The sequence below is a fragment of the Hyphomicrobium sp. 1Nfss2.1 genome, assembly GCF_965243865.1.
In the GTDB taxonomy this organism is placed as follows: Bacteria; Pseudomonadota; Alphaproteobacteria; order Rhizobiales; family Hyphomicrobiaceae; genus Hyphomicrobium_A.
Genome location: NZ_OZ251603.1, coordinates 1,945,248 through 1,961,493 on the forward strand (window position 1 = coordinate 1,945,248; position 16,246 = coordinate 1,961,493).

19 protein-coding genes are annotated in these 16,246 nt (G+C 63.3%); 9 read left to right on the forward strand and 10 right to left on the reverse strand.

Features of this window, described 5'->3' with window-relative positions; all coding sequences use genetic code 11:
* Positions 1-133 precede the first annotated feature (133 nt).
* The gene (locus ACP15D_RS09520) at positions 134-985 is read left to right on the forward strand and encodes an alpha/beta hydrolase (protein WP_424957282.1); all 852 of its coding nucleotides are present in this window, start codon (positions 134-136) and stop codon (positions 983-985) included.
* Positions 986-991: 6 nt separating this feature from the next.
* Here ACP15D_RS09520 and ACP15D_RS09525 read toward each other — a convergent pair whose 3' ends face one another.
* From ACP15D_RS09525 to ACP15D_RS09545, 5 genes are all read right to left on the reverse strand, one after another.
* Entirely contained in the window at positions 992-1,513 is a 522-nt protein-coding gene (locus ACP15D_RS09525) for a DUF6636 domain-containing protein (RefSeq protein WP_424957283.1), read from the reverse strand.
* A gap of 224 nt (positions 1,514-1,737) precedes the next feature.
* Positions 1,738-1,986, reverse strand: coding sequence for a 30S ribosomal protein S21 (rpsU, locus tag ACP15D_RS09530; protein WP_072371535.1), 249 nt, complete (start codon positions 1,984-1,986; stop codon positions 1,738-1,740).
* Between the two features lie 147 nt (positions 1,987-2,133).
* Positions 2,134-3,222 (reverse strand): 5-(carboxyamino)imidazole ribonucleotide synthase, encoded by a 1,089-nt coding sequence (locus ACP15D_RS09535; RefSeq protein ID WP_424957284.1) that lies wholly within the window; start codon positions 3,220-3,222, stop codon positions 2,134-2,136.
* A 13-nt stretch (positions 3,223-3,235) separates the two neighbouring features.
* The gene (gene purE / locus ACP15D_RS09540) at positions 3,236-3,724 is read right to left on the reverse strand and encodes a 5-(carboxyamino)imidazole ribonucleotide mutase (RefSeq protein ID WP_424957285.1); all 489 of its coding nucleotides are present in this window, start codon (positions 3,722-3,724) and stop codon (positions 3,236-3,238) included.
* Between the two features lie 158 nt (positions 3,725-3,882).
* Positions 3,883-4,089: a DUF465 domain-containing protein gene (locus tag ACP15D_RS09545; protein ID WP_424957286.1), complete on the reverse strand. Its 207-nt coding sequence runs from the start codon at positions 4,087-4,089 to the stop codon at positions 3,883-3,885.
* Between the two features lie 259 nt (positions 4,090-4,348).
* Here ACP15D_RS09545 and ACP15D_RS09550 point away from each other — a divergent pair, with 259 nt between their 5' ends.
* Positions 4,349-4,531, forward strand: a complete 183-nt coding sequence (locus ACP15D_RS09550; RefSeq protein WP_424957287.1) for a YdcH family protein — start codon at positions 4,349-4,351, stop codon at positions 4,529-4,531.
* 105 nt (positions 4,532-4,636) lie between these two features.
* Here ACP15D_RS09550 and ACP15D_RS09555 read toward each other — a convergent pair whose 3' ends face one another.
* Positions 4,637-6,265, reverse strand: coding sequence for an acyl-CoA synthetase (locus ACP15D_RS09555; protein WP_424957288.1), 1,629 nt, complete (start codon positions 6,263-6,265; stop codon positions 4,637-4,639).
* 860 nt (positions 6,266-7,125) lie between these two features.
* Positions 7,126-7,866 carry a DUF1013 domain-containing protein gene (locus ACP15D_RS09560; RefSeq protein ID WP_424957289.1) on the reverse strand — a complete coding sequence of 247 codons (741 nt, stop codon included), beginning with the start codon at positions 7,864-7,866 and terminating at the stop codon, positions 7,126-7,128.
* A gap of 228 nt (positions 7,867-8,094) precedes the next feature.
* Between ACP15D_RS09560 and ACP15D_RS09565 the strand changes: the two genes are divergently transcribed.
* From ACP15D_RS09565 to pqqA, 6 genes are all read left to right on the forward strand, one after another.
* Positions 8,095-8,529, forward strand: coding sequence for a MaoC family dehydratase (locus ACP15D_RS09565; RefSeq protein WP_424957290.1), 435 nt, complete (start codon positions 8,095-8,097; stop codon positions 8,527-8,529).
* A 50-nt stretch (positions 8,530-8,579) separates the two neighbouring features.
* Positions 8,580-9,506 (forward strand): bifunctional riboflavin kinase/FAD synthetase, encoded by a 927-nt coding sequence (locus ACP15D_RS09570; protein ID WP_424957291.1) that lies wholly within the window; start codon positions 8,580-8,582, stop codon positions 9,504-9,506.
* A 159-nt stretch (positions 9,507-9,665) separates the two neighbouring features.
* Positions 9,666-12,857: an isoleucine--tRNA ligase gene (gene ileS / locus ACP15D_RS09575; protein ID WP_424957292.1), complete on the forward strand. Its 3,192-nt coding sequence runs from the start codon at positions 9,666-9,668 to the stop codon at positions 12,855-12,857.
* Positions 12,854-13,384 (forward strand): signal peptidase II, encoded by a 531-nt coding sequence (lspA, locus tag ACP15D_RS09580; RefSeq protein WP_424957293.1) that lies wholly within the window; start codon positions 12,854-12,856, stop codon positions 13,382-13,384. Before ileS ends, lspA begins: the two co-directional genes overlap by 4 nt.
* A 134-nt stretch (positions 13,385-13,518) precedes the next feature.
* Positions 13,519-13,977 (forward strand): hypothetical protein, encoded by a 459-nt coding sequence (locus ACP15D_RS09585; protein WP_424957294.1) that lies wholly within the window; start codon positions 13,519-13,521, stop codon positions 13,975-13,977.
* A 172-nt stretch (positions 13,978-14,149) separates the two neighbouring features.
* Positions 14,150-14,239 carry a pyrroloquinoline quinone precursor peptide PqqA gene (pqqA, locus tag ACP15D_RS09590; RefSeq protein WP_068459431.1) on the forward strand — a complete coding sequence of 30 codons (90 nt, stop codon included), beginning with the start codon at positions 14,150-14,152 and terminating at the stop codon, positions 14,237-14,239.
* 166 nt (positions 14,240-14,405) lie between these two features.
* On the opposite strand, the gene ACP15D_RS09595 is transcribed toward pqqA, so the two are convergent.
* Entirely contained in the window at positions 14,406-14,687 is a 282-nt protein-coding gene (locus tag ACP15D_RS09595; protein WP_424957295.1) for a hypothetical protein, read from the reverse strand.
* A 303-nt stretch (positions 14,688-14,990) separates the two neighbouring features.
* Positions 14,991-15,113 carry a hypothetical protein gene (locus tag ACP15D_RS09600; RefSeq protein WP_424957296.1) on the reverse strand — a complete coding sequence of 41 codons (123 nt, stop codon included), beginning with the start codon at positions 15,111-15,113 and terminating at the stop codon, positions 14,991-14,993.
* Between the two features lie 296 nt (positions 15,114-15,409).
* On the opposite strand from ACP15D_RS09600, the gene ACP15D_RS09605 reads away from it, so the two are divergent.
* Complete coding sequence (locus tag ACP15D_RS09605) at positions 15,410-15,808, forward strand: hypothetical protein (protein ID WP_424957297.1); 399 nt, start codon at positions 15,410-15,412, stop codon at positions 15,806-15,808.
* Here ACP15D_RS09605 and ACP15D_RS09610 read toward each other — a convergent pair.
* On the reverse strand, positions 15,805-16,182 hold the full coding sequence (locus ACP15D_RS09610) for a hypothetical protein (RefSeq protein ID WP_424957298.1): 378 nt from the start codon (positions 16,180-16,182) through the stop codon (positions 15,805-15,807). The two genes, ACP15D_RS09605 and ACP15D_RS09610, sit on opposite strands and share 4 nt — an antisense overlap.
* Between the last annotated feature and the right edge of the window lie 64 nt (positions 16,183-16,246).

Here is a 16,246-nt window from a genome sequence, read left to right on the forward strand (position 1 = left end):
GGTTTGGCAAAGCCTTACGCCAGCTTGTTATGCAAAGATCGTCATTGGGCTTCGCCCCCGGCTCCGTGCCGGGATAGATTGAAGCGGTGTTCGGAAGCAGGGAACCGATCTTGGCCGAGCGGATTGACAGCGCATGCAGCTAATCATGAAGCTCGTGGCGGGGCTCTTCGCCGTCTATGCCATCGTCGCGATCGCCGCATTCATCCTGCAGCGCCGCCTCATGTATTTCCCCGACCCAGAACGCGTATCGCCCGCATCGTTCAACTTGCCCGGGGTCACGGAGCGCATCATCGATGCACCCGACGGCGCGCGACTTATCTCGTGGTTCGCGAAACCGGCGCCCGGCCAGCCGACGATCCTCTACTTCCATGGCAATGCCGGAAATCTGGCATCACGCGCCGAGCGCGTTCGCCGCTACGTCTCGCGCGGCTATGGCGTGCTGTTCATGAGCTATCGAAGCTACAGCGGATCCACCGGCTCGCCGAGCGAACGCAACAACGTCGCGGATGCAAAGCTAGCCTATGATGCGCTAATCGCCGACGGCGTCGCCCCCGATGAGATCTTCGTCTATGGCGAGTCTCTTGGCTCCGGTGTCGCCGTGCAGCTTGCCGCGGCCAACGAGATCGCCGGCCTCGTACTCGACGCCCCCTACACCACCATCGTCGACGTCGCGGCCCTCGAGTACGCGTATCTGCCGGTGCGCCCGTTCGTGTTCGATCGCTATGAGACCGTGCGCTACCTGCCGCGCGTAACTGCGCCGCTTCTCATCCTGCATGGCGAGGCCGACCGGGTCATTCCTGTCGAGATGGGCCGCGCCGTCTACAACGCCGCCAATGCACCGAAGGAGATCGTCACCTTTCCGCGCGCCGGCCACTCCGATCATCACATCCACGGATCGTACGACGAGATGTTCCGTTGGATCGATGCGGTGATGAAAGGCCAGATGCGCGAAACCGATCAACGTATCGAAGGCGCGGCGCAGTAAGCCCCCTCAGAACAGTTTCTGCACACGCCGCGACAGGGCAAATCCGTGCCCGCTGCCGTTCTGGCACTTAAGGCCGCTCGTCTCTGACAGACATTCAAAGTCGGCCCCGCTCCACGTGCTGCCATATTGCAGCACCGGGGCAGTTCCCTTGACGGTATCGCCCGCGCACATCCGCGCGCCCGGCTCGTCGCGATCGGTCACGTAGAATGCCGTGCCCCAATCTGCATCGCAATCGGCAGGCATCGGCGGATCCGCATTGTCACGCTGCATGACATCGCAACGAAGCATCGTCGGCTGGCCCGCCTCGAACGGCGGCTCCACCTGACAATGAATATTGTTGGACGGTGTGCGAAACGCCAGCTCCTCGGCATCAGCAGAGCAGGCTACGCCGAGAACAGCCGAAACAGCGACCGCCACGCAAATCGAATAAGAAAAGAAGTTCGTCATGCTCACCCCATCAATCATCCGCGGGGAGCCGCGGTGCAGGGCAGCGTGTAACATCTGGCATCGTTCGCCAAGACTGCACACGCTCTCCTGGTAAGGGGTGGGGCGGCGACGTGCGCACGGCCGCTCAGCGGCAAGGGCGCAACGGACCCGCGCCGAATGGGGCGGACATCGACTTGAGCAACGCTCGGCGCACAACAAGCTTCTCTCAGCTTGCGTCAGTCGAAAACAAAAACTCAAACGACAAATGCGCCCGTGAGCATAGGCTCAGGGCGCATCAGGATCGCTCGGTCAGGAGCAGAAGTCGTTTAGCGGCGCGGACCAGCAGCAGCCGGAGCCGCGACCTTGCCGGGCAGCAGGCCTTCACGCTGAGCGCGCTTGCGAGCCAGCTTGCGGGCGCGGCGCACAGCCTCAGCCTTCTCGCGAGCCTTACGCTCGGAGGGCTTCTCGAAGTAGTTGCGGAGCTTCATCTCACGGAAAATGCCCTCGCGCTGCATCTTCTTCTTGAGCGCCTTGAGAGCCTGATCGACGTTGTTGTCGCGGACGAGAACCTGCAAGCGGTTGCTTCCTTTGCCTGACCTTTTGACCAATAAAAATACGGCATGGAGAGCCGCGGCCGAGCCAGCGACATCCCGTCTGCCCTTGTGGATGGGCGCTTCACTAGCAAAAGGCGGTTAAATTGTCCATCCGCCCTGTGAAAGGACCTATTTACCCATCCCCGACCGCGCCGTGAGCCGGTTGACGTGCCCCATTTTGCGCCCGGGACGGGCCTGCTTCTTCCCGTAGAGGTGCAGGCAAGCCCCTGCCTCCGCAGCCAATTCCGGCCAAGCCGCGACGTCGTCGCCGATGAGGTTGGTCATCTGGCAGTCCGAATGCCGCCCCGTCGCCCCCAACGGCCAGCCGACCACAGCCCGGATGTGATTCTCGAACTGTCCCACCGCGCACGCGTCCATGGTCCAGTGGCCGGAGTTGTGCACCCGCGGCGCGAACTCGTTGAGCAGCAAGGGCTGCGGCCCCTCGCCGACGTAGAACATCTCAACCCCCATCACGCCGACATAGCCCAGCGCATCGGCCAGCCGGCCAGCGATCTGAAGCGCCAGCTTCTGGTGCTCCGGTGGCAGTATGCTCGGCACCGTGGACGTCCGGAGGATGCCTCCCTCGTGATGGTTCTGTGGAATGTCGTAGGCGAGGCTCACGCCATCGAGCCCACGCACCAGCAGCACCGAAACCTCGAACTTGAACGGCACCATCGCTTCGAGCGTCGCCGGAGCACGCCCGACTGCCTCGAATGCCGCCGGCAGCTCATCCGCCCTGCCGATGCGCGCCTGCCCCTTGCCGTCATAGCCGAGCCGCCGCGTCTTCAGCATCGACGGCGCGCCGACCGTCTCGATTGCGGCTGCGAAATCGTCAGCGCTATCGACCGCGGCGAACGCCGGCAACGGCAGTCCGAGCGATGCAATGAAGCTCTTTTCTTTGAAGCGGTCCTGCGCCACTTCCAGCGCTTTCAGCCCTGGCCGCACCGGCCGAACGCGCTCCACCGCAGCGGCGGCTTCAACGGGCACGTTCTCGAATTCATAGGTGACGACGTCAGTCTCGGCCGCGAACTTGGCGATCTTGTCGAGGTCCTCGTACGGCCCGATCGTCGTCGAGACGGCAACATCCGACGCCGGGCCCGGCACGTCACTATAGATGTGGCACTTGAAGCCGAGTTGCGCAGCTGCAATCGACAGCATGCGCCCTAGCTGGCCGGCGCCGAGAATGCCGATGGTCGAGCCGGGAGGTAGTGCCTTCATCGAACCGAGAACCTCACTTCGGCACTTCGGCGACGCTCGCCGTACGCGCCGCGCGATAGGCTTCGATGCGCCCCATCAGCTCTGCATCGGAAACGGCGAGGATCTGCGCCGCCAGAAGCCCGGCGTTCTTCGCACCCGGCTCGCCGATCGCCAGTGTGCCGACCGGAATGCCCGCCGGCATCTGCACGATGGAGTAGAGCGCATCCTGCCCGTTGAGCGCCGTCACCGGGATCGGCACGCCGAGCACCGGCAGCGGGGTCATCGCCGCAGTCATTCCCGGCAAATGCGCCGCCCCACCCGCACCCGCGATGATCACCTTGAGCCCACGCGACTTCGCCGATTTCGCATACTCATAGAGGCGGTCGGGCGTGCGATGCGCCGACACGATCCGCGTCTCGTAAGGAACCTTCAGCTCATCGAGGATTTCGGCGGCCTTCTTGAGCGTCGGCCAGTCGGACTGGCTGCCCATGATGATGCCGACGACGGCGTTTGCGGTGCTCATTTTCGCTGCGTCCGGCCGAAAGAAAGCGCGGGATTACAGGAGCCAGACGCTTAAGACAAGCGCTTTGTCGCCGTCAAAGCCCGGCCAGCGAGCCTATGCGACTGGCCTTCGAGCATCGCATGAACGGCCGTCATCCATAGGGAAGCAGCAATGGGCAGCTAGGCGATAATATCAGGGAGAAGCTGGTCCTCGATCGCCATCATGCGATCCTTGATGGCGAGCTTCTTCTTCTTCAGGCGTTTCACCAGCAACTGATCCGCCGTGGACGAATCTTCAAGCAAAATGATTTGGTCGTCCAGCTCGCGGTGCTCCGCCCTGAGCCTGACCAGTTCGTCCCGAAGCTCTCTCTCGTCGATGCGTTTCATTGGCCGGCTCGGTCAATGCCCCTCTTAAACACCGTGCGAGCGGGCGGACTATCGACCTGTTCCCAGCTGATAGCAAGCACTTGGCACGCGAGACGACCGCTTATGACGTCTATGTCGCTAGCGCAATAGCGATAAGCGCAGCTTGGCAGGAGTTCCCATTTTCATCAAAAATTACGCATCACCTGAACCCTTCTGGGGTTGGACAACGCCACAATCATCTGGCACGCTACTATGTGTCTTCAACAGCTCATGGAGGACCATGATGGCGCTTGCAGCTCACATCGCAGAGCTAGCGGAGAAGCACAAACTTCTCGAGCGTAGAATTGAAGCAGAGGTCACCCGCCCCGGTTCGGATGACCAAGAAATCTACCGTATGAAGCTGGAAAAGCTGAAACTCAAAGACGAGATCACCCGTCTCAGCGAAAGCGAGACTCGCCACTAGCGCAAATCCCCCCAATGACCAGGCGAGCGGTCACCGCTCGCCTTCTCTTGGGCGGTGTACGAGCAATCCGCGCGCACAGCCTCAGCCGTGCGCCTTTCACTTTGCTCAGGCGTCCTTCGCCATCTCACGCAGCTTGAATTTCTGGATCTTGCCTGTCGACGTGCGCGGCACCTCCGCGAACACGATGTGCCGCGGGCACTTGTATTTTGCCAGCCGCTCGCGGCACCAATCCATCAATTCATCCATCGTCGCGTCCATGCCTGGACGCAGTTCGATGAACGCACATGGCGTCTCGCCCCACTTGTCGTCCGGCTTGGCGACGACCGCGCAATAGGCGACGGCCGGATGCTTGTAGAGCACATCCTCGACCTCGATCGATGAGATGTTCTCGCCGCCCGAGATGATGATGTCTTTCGAACGATCTTTCAGCTGGATGTAGCCGTCGGGATAGAGCACGCCGAGATCGCCTGAGTGGAACCAGCCCCCCTCGAAAGCTTCATCGGTCGCCTTCTGATTCTTCAGATAACCCTTCATCACGATGTTGCCGCGGAACATGACCTCGCCGATGGTCTCGCCATCTGCCGGCACCCGCTGCATCGTCGACGGGTCCATCACGGTGAGGTCTTCCAGCGCCAGATAGCGCACACCTTGCCGCGTCCGCTTGAACGCCCGCCCCGCCTCGTCGAGGCCGTTCCAGTCGACGTTCCACTCGTTGACGACCGCCGGGCCGTAAGTCTCGGTGAGCCCGTAGAGATGCGTCAGGTGGAAACCGGCCGCCGCCATCGCGTCCATCACCGCTTGCGGCGGCGGAGCGGCAGCATGATTGAACGACACCTTGTGCTCGATGGATCGCCTCTCGTCCGGCGATGCATTGAGCAGCGTCGCCATCACGATCGGTGCACCGGAGATGTGCGTCACCCGGTGTTCGACGATCGCGTCGTACATCGCCTTGGCGCGCACCCAGCGCAGGCACACGTGCGTGCCGGCAACCGCCGACAGCGACCACGGGAAGCACCAGCCGTTGCAGTGGAACATCGGCAGCGTCCACAGGTAGACCGGATGCTGCCCCATGCCCGCTTCGAGATTGTTGGCGTAGCACATCAGCGCCGCACCGCGATGATGGTAGACGACGCCCTTCGGGTTGCCGGTCGTACCGGACGTGTAGTTGAGCGAGATCGCATTCCACTCGTCCGAGGGCATCGACCACTCGAATTCCGGATCGCCCGCCGCGATGAAGTCCTCATATTCGACGTCCGACAACCGCTCGCCGCTCTGCGGGAATTCCTTGTCGTCGTAGTCGACCACCGGCGGCTTCACGTTCGCCTGCTCCAGCGCGGCCTTCGACAGCGGCGCGAATTCCCGGTCGGTGATGAAGAACTTCGCATCGGCATGATCGAGCTGGAAAGCTACGATCGGCGCATCGAGCCGCGTGTTGATCGTATGCAGCACCGCACCCAGCATCGGCACCGCGTAGTGCGCTTCCAGCATGGCCGGCGTGTTCGCCAGCATCACCGAGACGGTGTCGCCCTCGCCGATCCCGCGCGCTGCCAGCGCCGATGCAAGCTGTCGGCAGCGGGCATAAAACTCGCCGTAGGTAAAACGCCGCGCCCCGTGAATGATGGCCGGATGGTTCGGATAGACGAGCGCGGCGCGCTGCAAAAACTGCAGCGGTGTCAACGGCTGGTAGTTGGCGCGGTTCTTCTCGAGGTGTTCATTAAACGGATTGGAGGGCATGTTGGGGCTGGCGCTCGGTGGCTAAGTGCACGCGGGGTATCCGCATATTCGCAATGACGCTAGCGAAAGCGCTCCCGCCCGGCAATGCCGATATCCCATTGCCCAATTGCTGGGCGAAGATGCTGTGCCAATCCTCAAAAATCTTCGCTGATCCAGCTGTTGCGACGGAAAGGAAGGCGCTACTCTGTTTCTACCGCATGGTCCGCAGTGGGAGATGGCCATGAGTGAACTCAAACAGCAGACGATCGCCTTGTGGATCCTGCTGATGTTGCTGATTGTCGTGGTGCCCCTCGCACTCGAATAGCGTGGGCACGCGAGTATCGCTCAGTACTGCAGCCGCCTGACGCCGCACCATTTCGGCGCGCGCTCTTCTGTGCTCTTCCGCCGCCGCGCATCGACCTCGGCTCAAGGCCAACTGTCCTGCTGAGGCCTCCCCCCATGCCGACGCTGGCCGGCCTACGGGAAGCCCACTTGTCATCCTCGGCTTCATGCCGAGGATTCACAGTAGCCAATCCTCCCACGCGTAACCGCAATAGGGGATGGCTGGGTCCTCGGGACAAGCCCGAGGGTGAGGTTGAGAGAGCCGATTCCCCTCGGCCGCGAAGCGGCAAGGACGCAAGGCGCCCCGCGCCCACGCTCCGATCGTCTATCAACGAGGACGTGAATCGGCAGCGCAAAAAAAGCCGCGGCCATCAGCTCGCGCGACCCAGCCGCACACAAAGCTTCTCGACACTAGCGTCACCTGGAGAAAAGCGCCGCGAAGCGGCAAGGCGCCAAGGGCGCCCGGCGCGAGCGCCAGATTTCAGCGGGCGCAAGCCCAGCCGCACGGCATGCTTCCCTCAGCTTGTGTCGCCTGGAACTTACTGCTCGTCTTCCTCGTCGCGGCGTTCCCCACCCGACAGCTCCTTGAGCTTGGCGAACACGCGGGCCTGCTCTTCCTGCTCGGTCTCCTCGCGCTCCTCCGCATGACGGGGCTGCACGATCTCGACGCGGCGCTCGGCCGTCGTCTCCTCGGTCGGCAAAAGCGTCCCGGCCTGCTCGATGTCGGGCATGTCCTTACGCTCGCGCTCCACCCGGCGCGCCGCCTTCTTCACCTCGGCGTCGAGGTCGATCTGCGAGCAAAGTCCAAGGGTTACCGGGTCTTGCGGGGTAAGATTCGCCGCGTTCCAGTGCGAGCGGTCGCGGATCTGCTGGATGGTCGGCTTCGTTGTGCCAACCAGACGCATGATCTGGCTGTCCTTCAACTCCGGGTGGTTGCGCAACAGCCAGACGACGGCGTTCGGGCGGTCCTGGCGGCGCGACACCGGCGTATACCGCGGGCCCTTCCGGGTGGGCGTCTCGGGCACGATCACCTTCGGCTCGGCAAGGCGAAGCGCCCGGGCCGGATTCTCCTCCGCTCCCTCGATTTCCTCGCGCGTCAGCTGCCCAGAGGTGACGGGGTCGAGGCCCTTGATGCCCTGAGCCACATCGCCGTCGGCGATACCCTTCACTTCCAGGACGTGCAGGCCGCAAAACGAAGCAATCTGGTCGAACGTCAGCGAGGTGTTCTCGACGAGCCATACGGCCGTCGCCTTGGGCATCAGGGGTCTACGGTCGCTCATAGGGGCTTAACCTCCGGCTTCCTGCGTCGGTCCGCAGGGCCAAATCTTTTCTGGGGCAACTGGGGAATGGGCGCCTTATAGCCCTTAGGGGCCCCGACGGCAACAACGCCGCCCCCGGTTGCAGATCCTTCCAGCCTCAGCGCACCCGCCCGAGTTGCCCCGATGGTGCAGCGCAGATAGTGTGCCGCCGGCCGCGGGGACGGCACCACGAACGGGAAGGGATTAAGCATGGGCACGACGCCGAAGAGCGTTTATTTCGAAGATCTTAGCGTCGGACAGGAGGCAAGCACCTCCAACACGGTGACCGCCGACGTCATCCGCGCCTTCGCCGACGTCTCCGGTGACCGGAACCCCGTTCACATCGACCCCGACTACGCCGCCGGCACCATTTTTAAAGAGCGCATCGCCCACGGCATGCTCTCCGCCGCGTTCATCTCGGCCGTGTTCGGAATGGAGCTGCCAGGCCCAGGCGCGATCTACATTTCGCAGACAATGAACTTCAAGGCGCCGGTCAAAATCGGCGACGTTGTCGTCACTACGGTCAAGGTGGCTGAGCTGATCCCTGAGAAAAAGCGCGCCCGCTTCGACTGCGTATGCACCGTCAACGGCAAGGCCGTCGTGCAGGGCGAGGCCGTGCTCATGGTTCCAACCCGCCCGGCTTGAAGCTGCGATAAGCCCTGTCCATCTGAGCAATCTGGTCCCGCCGAGGCACTATGCTCATCGTCCACGGCTATAACGAGGTGCCGGCGCAAGCGCGCGGAGCCGTGCTCGCCATCGGCAATTTCGATGGCGTTCATCGCGGCCACCAGGAGCTGCTGCGCGTCGCCGCCACAACTGGGCGGCAACTCGGCGCGCCGTCCGGCGCGATCCTGTTCGAGCCGCACCCGCGCGAGTTCTTCCATCCCGAGGAGCCGCACTTTCACCTGACGCCGCTACCGCAGAAACTGCGCCTCCTCGAAGCGGCTGGGCTCGATCTCGCCGTCGTGCTCGACTTCAACAAGGCCCTCGCCGGACTATCGGCCATCGACTTCATTGACGACGTCGTCGTCAAAGGCCTTGGCGCCCGCCACGTCGTGATCGGTTATGATTTCTTCTTTGGCCACCAACGCAGCGGCACGCCCGATACGATGCGCGAGGCCGCAGACCGGGCGGGCTTCGGCGTGACCATCATTCCTCCAGTCGCCGAAGGCGGAGAGGTGTTCTCCTCCAGCGCCATCCGGCTGCGTCTTGCCCAGGGTGACGTCAGGGGCGCAGCTGAGCTTCTTGGCCGCACCTGGCGCGTTGAGGGCACCGTCGTCGGCGGCGCCCAGCGCGGCACCGGCCTCGGCTTTCCCACCGCCAACATTCCGCTGCCCCGCGGCACCGCGCTCGGTCACGGCATCTATGCCGTCCGCGTCATCGTCGATGGCGCGCGCCACGACGCCGCCGCCTACCTCGGCACGCGCCCGACGTACGATAACGGAATGCCGGTGCTGGAGGTTTTCCTGTTCGACTTCGATGACAATCTCTATGGCAAGGTCATCGAGGTCGAGTTCGTCGACTTCATCCGGCCCGACCGCAAATTCGATTCGAGCGAGGCCCTCGTGGAGCAGATGCAAAAGGACGTCGCCCAAGCCCGCGACATCCTCGCCTCCATGTAGCTCCCTCTCCCCATTTTTATGGGGTGAGGGTTGGGGAGAGGGGCAGCCTGCTGCTTCGGCGCTCTTTTCGGCCCCTCACCCTAGCCCTCTCCCCGCCAGCGGGGAGAGGGAAAGCCGATGGTGGCAACGTGTCGACCATGTTGCTAGAACGCCGGCCAGATGCCGGAGACCAACCGGAACACCGGAAAGATTAAGACCATGGCGAAGGACAATGGCGGCGACAACGCTGCCAAGGACAAACACAAGCAGGCCGCTGGCGATGCCGCCTCCGCGCAGGCAGAGGGTGATGCCTCCTCGCGCGACTGGGGCAAAACGCTGTTCCTGCCCGAAACGCCGTTCCCGATGCGCGCCGGTCTCCCCGACCTCGAGCCGCGCCTGCTCGCCCGCTGGGCCGAAATCGGCCTCTACGAGCGCCTGCGCGAGAAGGGCCGCAACCGCGCGAAGTTCCTGCTGCACGATGGCCCGCCCTACGCCAACGGCAACATCCACATCGGCCACGCGCTCAACAAGATCCTGAAAGATCTCGTCGTCAAATCGCAGCAAATGCTCGGCTTCGATTCCAACTACGTGCCCGGCTGGGACTGCCACGGCCTGCCGATCGAATGGAAGATCGAGGAAGCCTACCGCGCCAAAGGCCGCAACAAGGACGCGGTGCCGATCAACGAGTTCCGCCGCGAGTGCCGCGAGTTCGCCGCACACTGGATCGACGTGCAGCGCGGCGAGTTCAAGCGTCTCGGCGTCATCGGCGACTGGGACCATCCCTATAAGACGATGGACTATCCGGCCGAGGCCGTGATCGCGGGCGAACTCATGAAGTTCGCCATGAACGGCACGCTCTATCGCGGGTCGAAGCCCGTGATGTGGTCGGTCGTTGAAAAGACCGCGCTCGCCGAGGCCGAGGTCGAGTACCAGGACTATCAGTCCGACACGATCTGGGTGAAGTTCCCCGTCAGGACCAAGGTGATTACAACAAACAACGACACCTCCGTCGCCCGAGATTTTACGCCGACTACAGCGGAAGGTTTCAATTCCGCGCTCGAGACGAACGCGACTTTCAAGGGCGCATCGGTCGTGATCTGGACGACCACACCGTGGACCATCCCCGGCAACCGCGCTATCTCGTTCTCATCCAAGATCGGCTACGGCCTTTACGAGATCACCGCCGCGCCCGAGGGCAACTGGGCCAAGGTTGGCGACAAGCTCATCCTTGCCGACAAGCTCGCCGCCGACGTGATGAAGTCCGCCAAGGTCGAAGCCTTCGAACGCCGCGCTGACGTCCCCCCCGAGCAGCTGGCCGGCCTCGTCGCCGCGCACCCGCTCGCCGCGCTCGGCTACACCTTCGACGTGCCCCTGCTCGACGGCGACCACGTCACCGACGACACCGGCACCGGCTTCGTGCACACCGCACCGGGCCACGGCGCCGACGACTACATCATCTGGGTCGCCAGCCAGAAAGCACTGCGCGATCGCGGCATCGACACCACCATCCCCTTCACCGTGGACGCCGACGGCGTGCTCACCGCCGAGGCGCCAGGCTTCACCGGCAAGCGCGTGCTCACCGAGAAGGGCGACAAGGGCGACGCCAACGACGCCGTCATCAAGGCGCTGGCCGACGCCGGCAACATCATCGCGCGCGGTCGCGTCAAGCATCAGTACCCGCATTCCTGGCGCTCCAAGAAGCCGGTCATCTTCCGCAACACGCCGCAGTGGTTCATCGCCATGGATAAGCCCGTGAAGGGCATCCCCAAGGGCAACAACCAGACCCTGCGCCAGCTTGCGCTCAAGGCGATCGAGGAAACCGAGTGGGTACCGGGCACGGGCGAGAACCGCATCCGCAGCATGGTCGACGGACGCCCCGATTGGGTCGTCTCGCGTCAGCGCGCCTGGGGCGTCCCCATCACCGTCTTCCGCCACAAGGAAACGGGCGACATCATCCCTTCGCAGAAGTTCGCCAAGTCGAAGGAGCTGATCGCGCGCGTCACGCACGCCTTCTCCGAGCGCGGCGCCGACGTCTGGTTCGAGGACGGCGCAACCGAGCGGTTTCTCGATGGCCTCGTCGACGATCCGGGGAACTGGGAGCAGGTGCGCGACATTCTCGATGTCTGGTTCGATTCAGGCTCGACGCACGCCTTCACGCTGGAGGACCCGCATCACTTCCCGACGCTCGCCGGCGTCAAGCGCGTGCGCGACGGCGGCAAGGATCGCGTCATGTACCTCGAAGGCTCCGACCAGCACCGCGGCTGGTTCCAGTCCTCGCTGCTGGAATCGTGCGGCACCCGCGGCCGCGCACCTTATGACGTGGTGCTCACGCACGGCTTCATCCTCGACGAAAAGGGGGATGAGAAGATGTCGAAGTCGAAGGGCAACGCGCTCTCGCCGCAGGACGTGATGGCTAAGTCCGGCGCCGACATCCTGCGCCTGTGGGTCGCATCGGCCGACACCACCAACGACATCCGCTTCGGACCTGCCATTGTCCAGTCGGCCGCCGAGGCCTACCGCAAGCTGCGCAACACGGTGCGCTGGATGCTCGGTGCCCTCGCCCACCTCGACGAGGACGAGCGCGTCAAATTCAAGGATATGCGCGAACTCGAGCTCGAGCGGCTGATGCTGCATCGTCTGATCGAGCTCGACGAGGAAGTGCGCACTGCTTACCTCGCCTATGACTATCGCAAGATCGTCGCCGTGCTGTCGCAGTTCATGAACACCGAGCTTTCGGCGTTCTACTTCGACATCCGCAAGGACACGCTCTACTGCGAGCCGTATTCCAGCATGAAGCGCCGCGCCGCGCTCACCGTCATCGACGAGATCTTCAACGCGCTCGTTGCCTGGCTCGCACCGATCCTGTCGTTCACCGCCGAGGAAGCCTGGCTCGCGCGCCGCCCCGATCGCGAAGGCTCGATCCATCTCGAAACCTTCCCCGAGCTGGATAAGTCCTGGCGCGACGATGAACTGGCCGCCAAATGGGAGAAGGTGCGCGATGTCCGCCGCGTCGTCACCGGCGCACTCGAGCTGGAGCGCGCCGCCAAGCGCATCGGCTCCAGCCTCGAGGCCGCGCCCGAAGTCTACGTCGCCGACCCCGACCTCCTGCGCGCGCTCGAAGGCGTCGACTTGGCCGAGGTCGCCATCACCAGTCAGGCGCGCCTCATCGCCAAGGCGCCGCCCGAGGACGCCTTCACGCTCCCCGACGTGGCTGGCGTTGGCGTGGTGCCCAAGCTCGCCGAAGGCAAGCGGTGCGCGCGCTCCTGGCGCGTGCTCCCCGACGTCGGCGCCGACCCGGAGTTCCCGGAACTGTCGCCGCGCGACGCCGAAGCCGTCCGCGAATTCGACGCCCGCGCCGAGGGTGCCATATGACCGCTGACACGTCCGCCCCGCGCAGCTGGCTCTGGGGCCCGTACTCGTGCCTTGGCTTCACCGTGTTTCTGGCGACGCTCGCCATCGACCAGGCGCACAAGTGGTGGATGCTGCACGTCTACGGCATCGAGGACAAAGGACGCGTCTTCGTCACCCCGTTCCTTGATCTCGTCTATGTCAAGAACATCGGCATCAGCTACTCCATGTTCGATCAGGAGAGCTACGCCGGCCAGATCATGCTGGCGGGCTTCGGGCTGCTGGCAACCATCGCACTATGGATCTGGCTCGCCAGAGGCGCCTCCAACCGCCTGCTCGCCGTCTCACTCGGCCTTATCATGGGCGGCGCCATTGGCAATGCCATCGACCGTCTGGTCCTCGGTGGGGTCGCCGACTTCTTCTCGATGCACGCCTTCGGCTTCTATTGGTATGTCTTCAACATCGCCGATGTGGCCATTGTGGCGGGCGTCATAGGGCTGCTATATGACTCCCTGTCGGCGAGTCGCAAAGACGCCGCAAAGTCGTTGTAGCGCAGTGCATTAGCGCAAAGCGCTGCCTAGAGTGCTTCCGGAAAAGTGCCGAACGGGTTTCCGATAAGAAGCACGACAAGGCTCTAGAGTTTGCGCGGGATTGAGAGCGCGAAGAGGCGCCCCGGGGGAAAGACATGCCGCCGAAATTCCGTACTTCCAGCCCGATCCTGCCGCTGCTTGCAGCCGGTTTATCGCTGGCGCTAACCGGTTGCGGAACCGACGACATTCAGTTCAACGGCGGCATCTTCGACGCCGTCGGCCTGTCCGATGGCACCAAGGTCAAGGGCGGCGATCCCAAGCTCGCTGAGCGTGCGCCGCTCGTGGTGCCGCCGACGCTCGACAACCTGCCGGCCCCGGGCCAGGCACCCGCCCCGACGGAAATCGCCGGCATTACCGACCCCGATGCAGCGAAGCAAAAGTCGAAGGCTGAACTCGAAGCTGCACAAAAGGCGTACTGCGATAAGAACTATCGCGACGCGGGCATGCGCGGCGAGGAAACCTCCATGGTCGAGGGTCCGCTCGGTCCTTGCCGCCCCTCGATCTTGACCTCGGTCAAGAAGTGGAATCAGGAAGACGACGCCGAAAGTCAGTAATCCGTATTGCCACTTATTCTGGTGCACTGCGAAGGCTGCCCAGTCGTCGAGCAAAGCCGCATATCCATAACCAAAAGCGCAAGAATCCGGTTGCAGCCCCCGGTGCGGCAACTTATACCGCTGTGGGGGGACGAAGCCCTTTTTCGTCCTCCGCTCAAGGAGGAAACTACCCATGAAGACCTGGAACAAGCCGCAGGTGCGTGAGCAGGAAGTTGGCCTCGAGGTCACTTCCTATATGCCGGCCGAAATCGACATCATCTAAGCTGTCGATTTACTGCGGTATCGATACGGTGGTCGAGCAATCGACCACCGTATTTTTTTGTCTGCACGCGATCGCACACCGCACGCGTCGCATTGCTGGAGACGTGACTGGGTCCCTGCCACAGTCGCCGCACAACAAGCTTCTCTCCGCTCGTGTCAGCTAAAACCTACTCGTCGAATTTACCTTCAACCTTCGCCACCCACTTTTCGAAAGTGGTGCGCAGGATATCGACGTCGAACCGGATGCCCTCGACCACGCCGACCGGATGATCAGGCTGCGCGTCGAGCTTGCGACGGATGTCGCTATGCATCTCGACCATCTTTTCCCAATCCTTCTGCGCAGCATCGCTCAGTTCGCCGGTCGCACCGGGGGCGACGCGGGCTGCCTTGATGCGCTGCTCCAGATCGTCGAGCTTGCTTTTGGTATCGGCGATGAGATCCTGGCTCATGAACTTCTCCCCTATAGACGATGGGCTTGGCCACATATCTCAGATGGGGCGGCCCGCGCGCGTACCGTAGGGCGAACCACTTCCGATTTCGTCAAGAACGCTTATCCCAGGGCCGGCCAAATTGCCGCCCGGCGCGATGGCTTCGCATTATGCGACAGCAGGTGAGATAAACGTAAGAATTCAACCGGTGCCGCGCCGCCTCGCGCGGGCTAACCGGCGAGCTCCGTGCACATCCGCGAGCGCGCACACGCTCAGGCTCCCACGGGTGGTGAGGTTGCAGCCCGACTGTTCGATCCGGCGGCCTCAGCTGATCACGAGTTGACCGAGCAGACCGGCAATTCCGGCGATCATCAGAAGCCCGATGAAGAACCACGTGACCGCGCTGTCGTTGAGGCTGTCTAAGGTATGCCCCCGCTTGCGTGACATGGCGTCCCCCCAAAAAAGCGCCCATCCACACGCACTGCCTTGCGAATACACGAGATTTAGAGTTTCGCTGATTTGCCTGCGTCAGCGCCAGCATTAATGCAGTGGACGCCCTATTCAGCTTCGCAACTGCGATATGGCCATGGCAGCCGCCGCCCCGCACAGGATTTGCACAATAAAATAGGTCACTTGGGGCCGATCCAGGCCCTCGATCCTGTCAGCCATTCGCCAAATCAGATAGCCCGGATGTAAGCGTCGCCGCCGTGATTCTGCTGCGCGCGTCACTTGGGGGACAGGCAATGCTGCCGAAAATCCGCATGAACTGGCTGGTGATCGGCGTCGTGGCGACCGGGCTTCTCGGCGGCTGTGCAGCCGACGCGATCCGCTCCGGCCAAGTTACGAAGAGCTATCGCCGCGCCAAGTCCGACACCAACGTCGCGCGCCGGCAAACGCAAACGCGTGAAGCAGCCGCCAGCCCGACCCAGTCGGCGATTGAAACCGGTTCGATCGATAAGAACGCCGCGCCCGTCACGTCCAAGTCCGATCCACGCTGGCAGTGGTGCGAGCAGCGCCACATCGACCATCAGGCCGGCAAGGCACCGGGCGGCGCGACCGATCTCGCCAAGAAACTGGAAGACGACCGCACCTGCGCCGCCGTCTATGGCAGCAGCGATCCGCAGGGCGACCTCAGCCCCTAATTTGGTGGCGCTGCGAGCATAACCGCGACGGCCACCGCCACCAGCCCCGACGCTACGACCAACAGCACGCGCGCCAAGTCGATGACGAAGTGCGCGACGGCTCTGATACCCGCGATGATGCGTGGATGAAGCGCTGCTCGCGCCGTGGCCCGCACTTTCCTTTGCGCCTTTGTGAAGCCGCTAGCGCTGGCCTCACGCACACGCAGATGCCAGCGCAGCCTCTCCGCGGGAACGGGCGCCATTGGCGCCCCACGCTCGGCGCAAAATGCACTTGTGCCGCCAGCTGAGCGCTCGAGCAGGGCCGCTACCAGCTCCACGTCGTCGAGACGCGAAAGAACACCGCTACGGGAGGACTGAAGCTGCTGCGGACGCATTTGCTCACACTCGCGCTGCCGCGGTCATTGTGCGGCCAAGCCGAGGCGTGATCAACGTTGCATT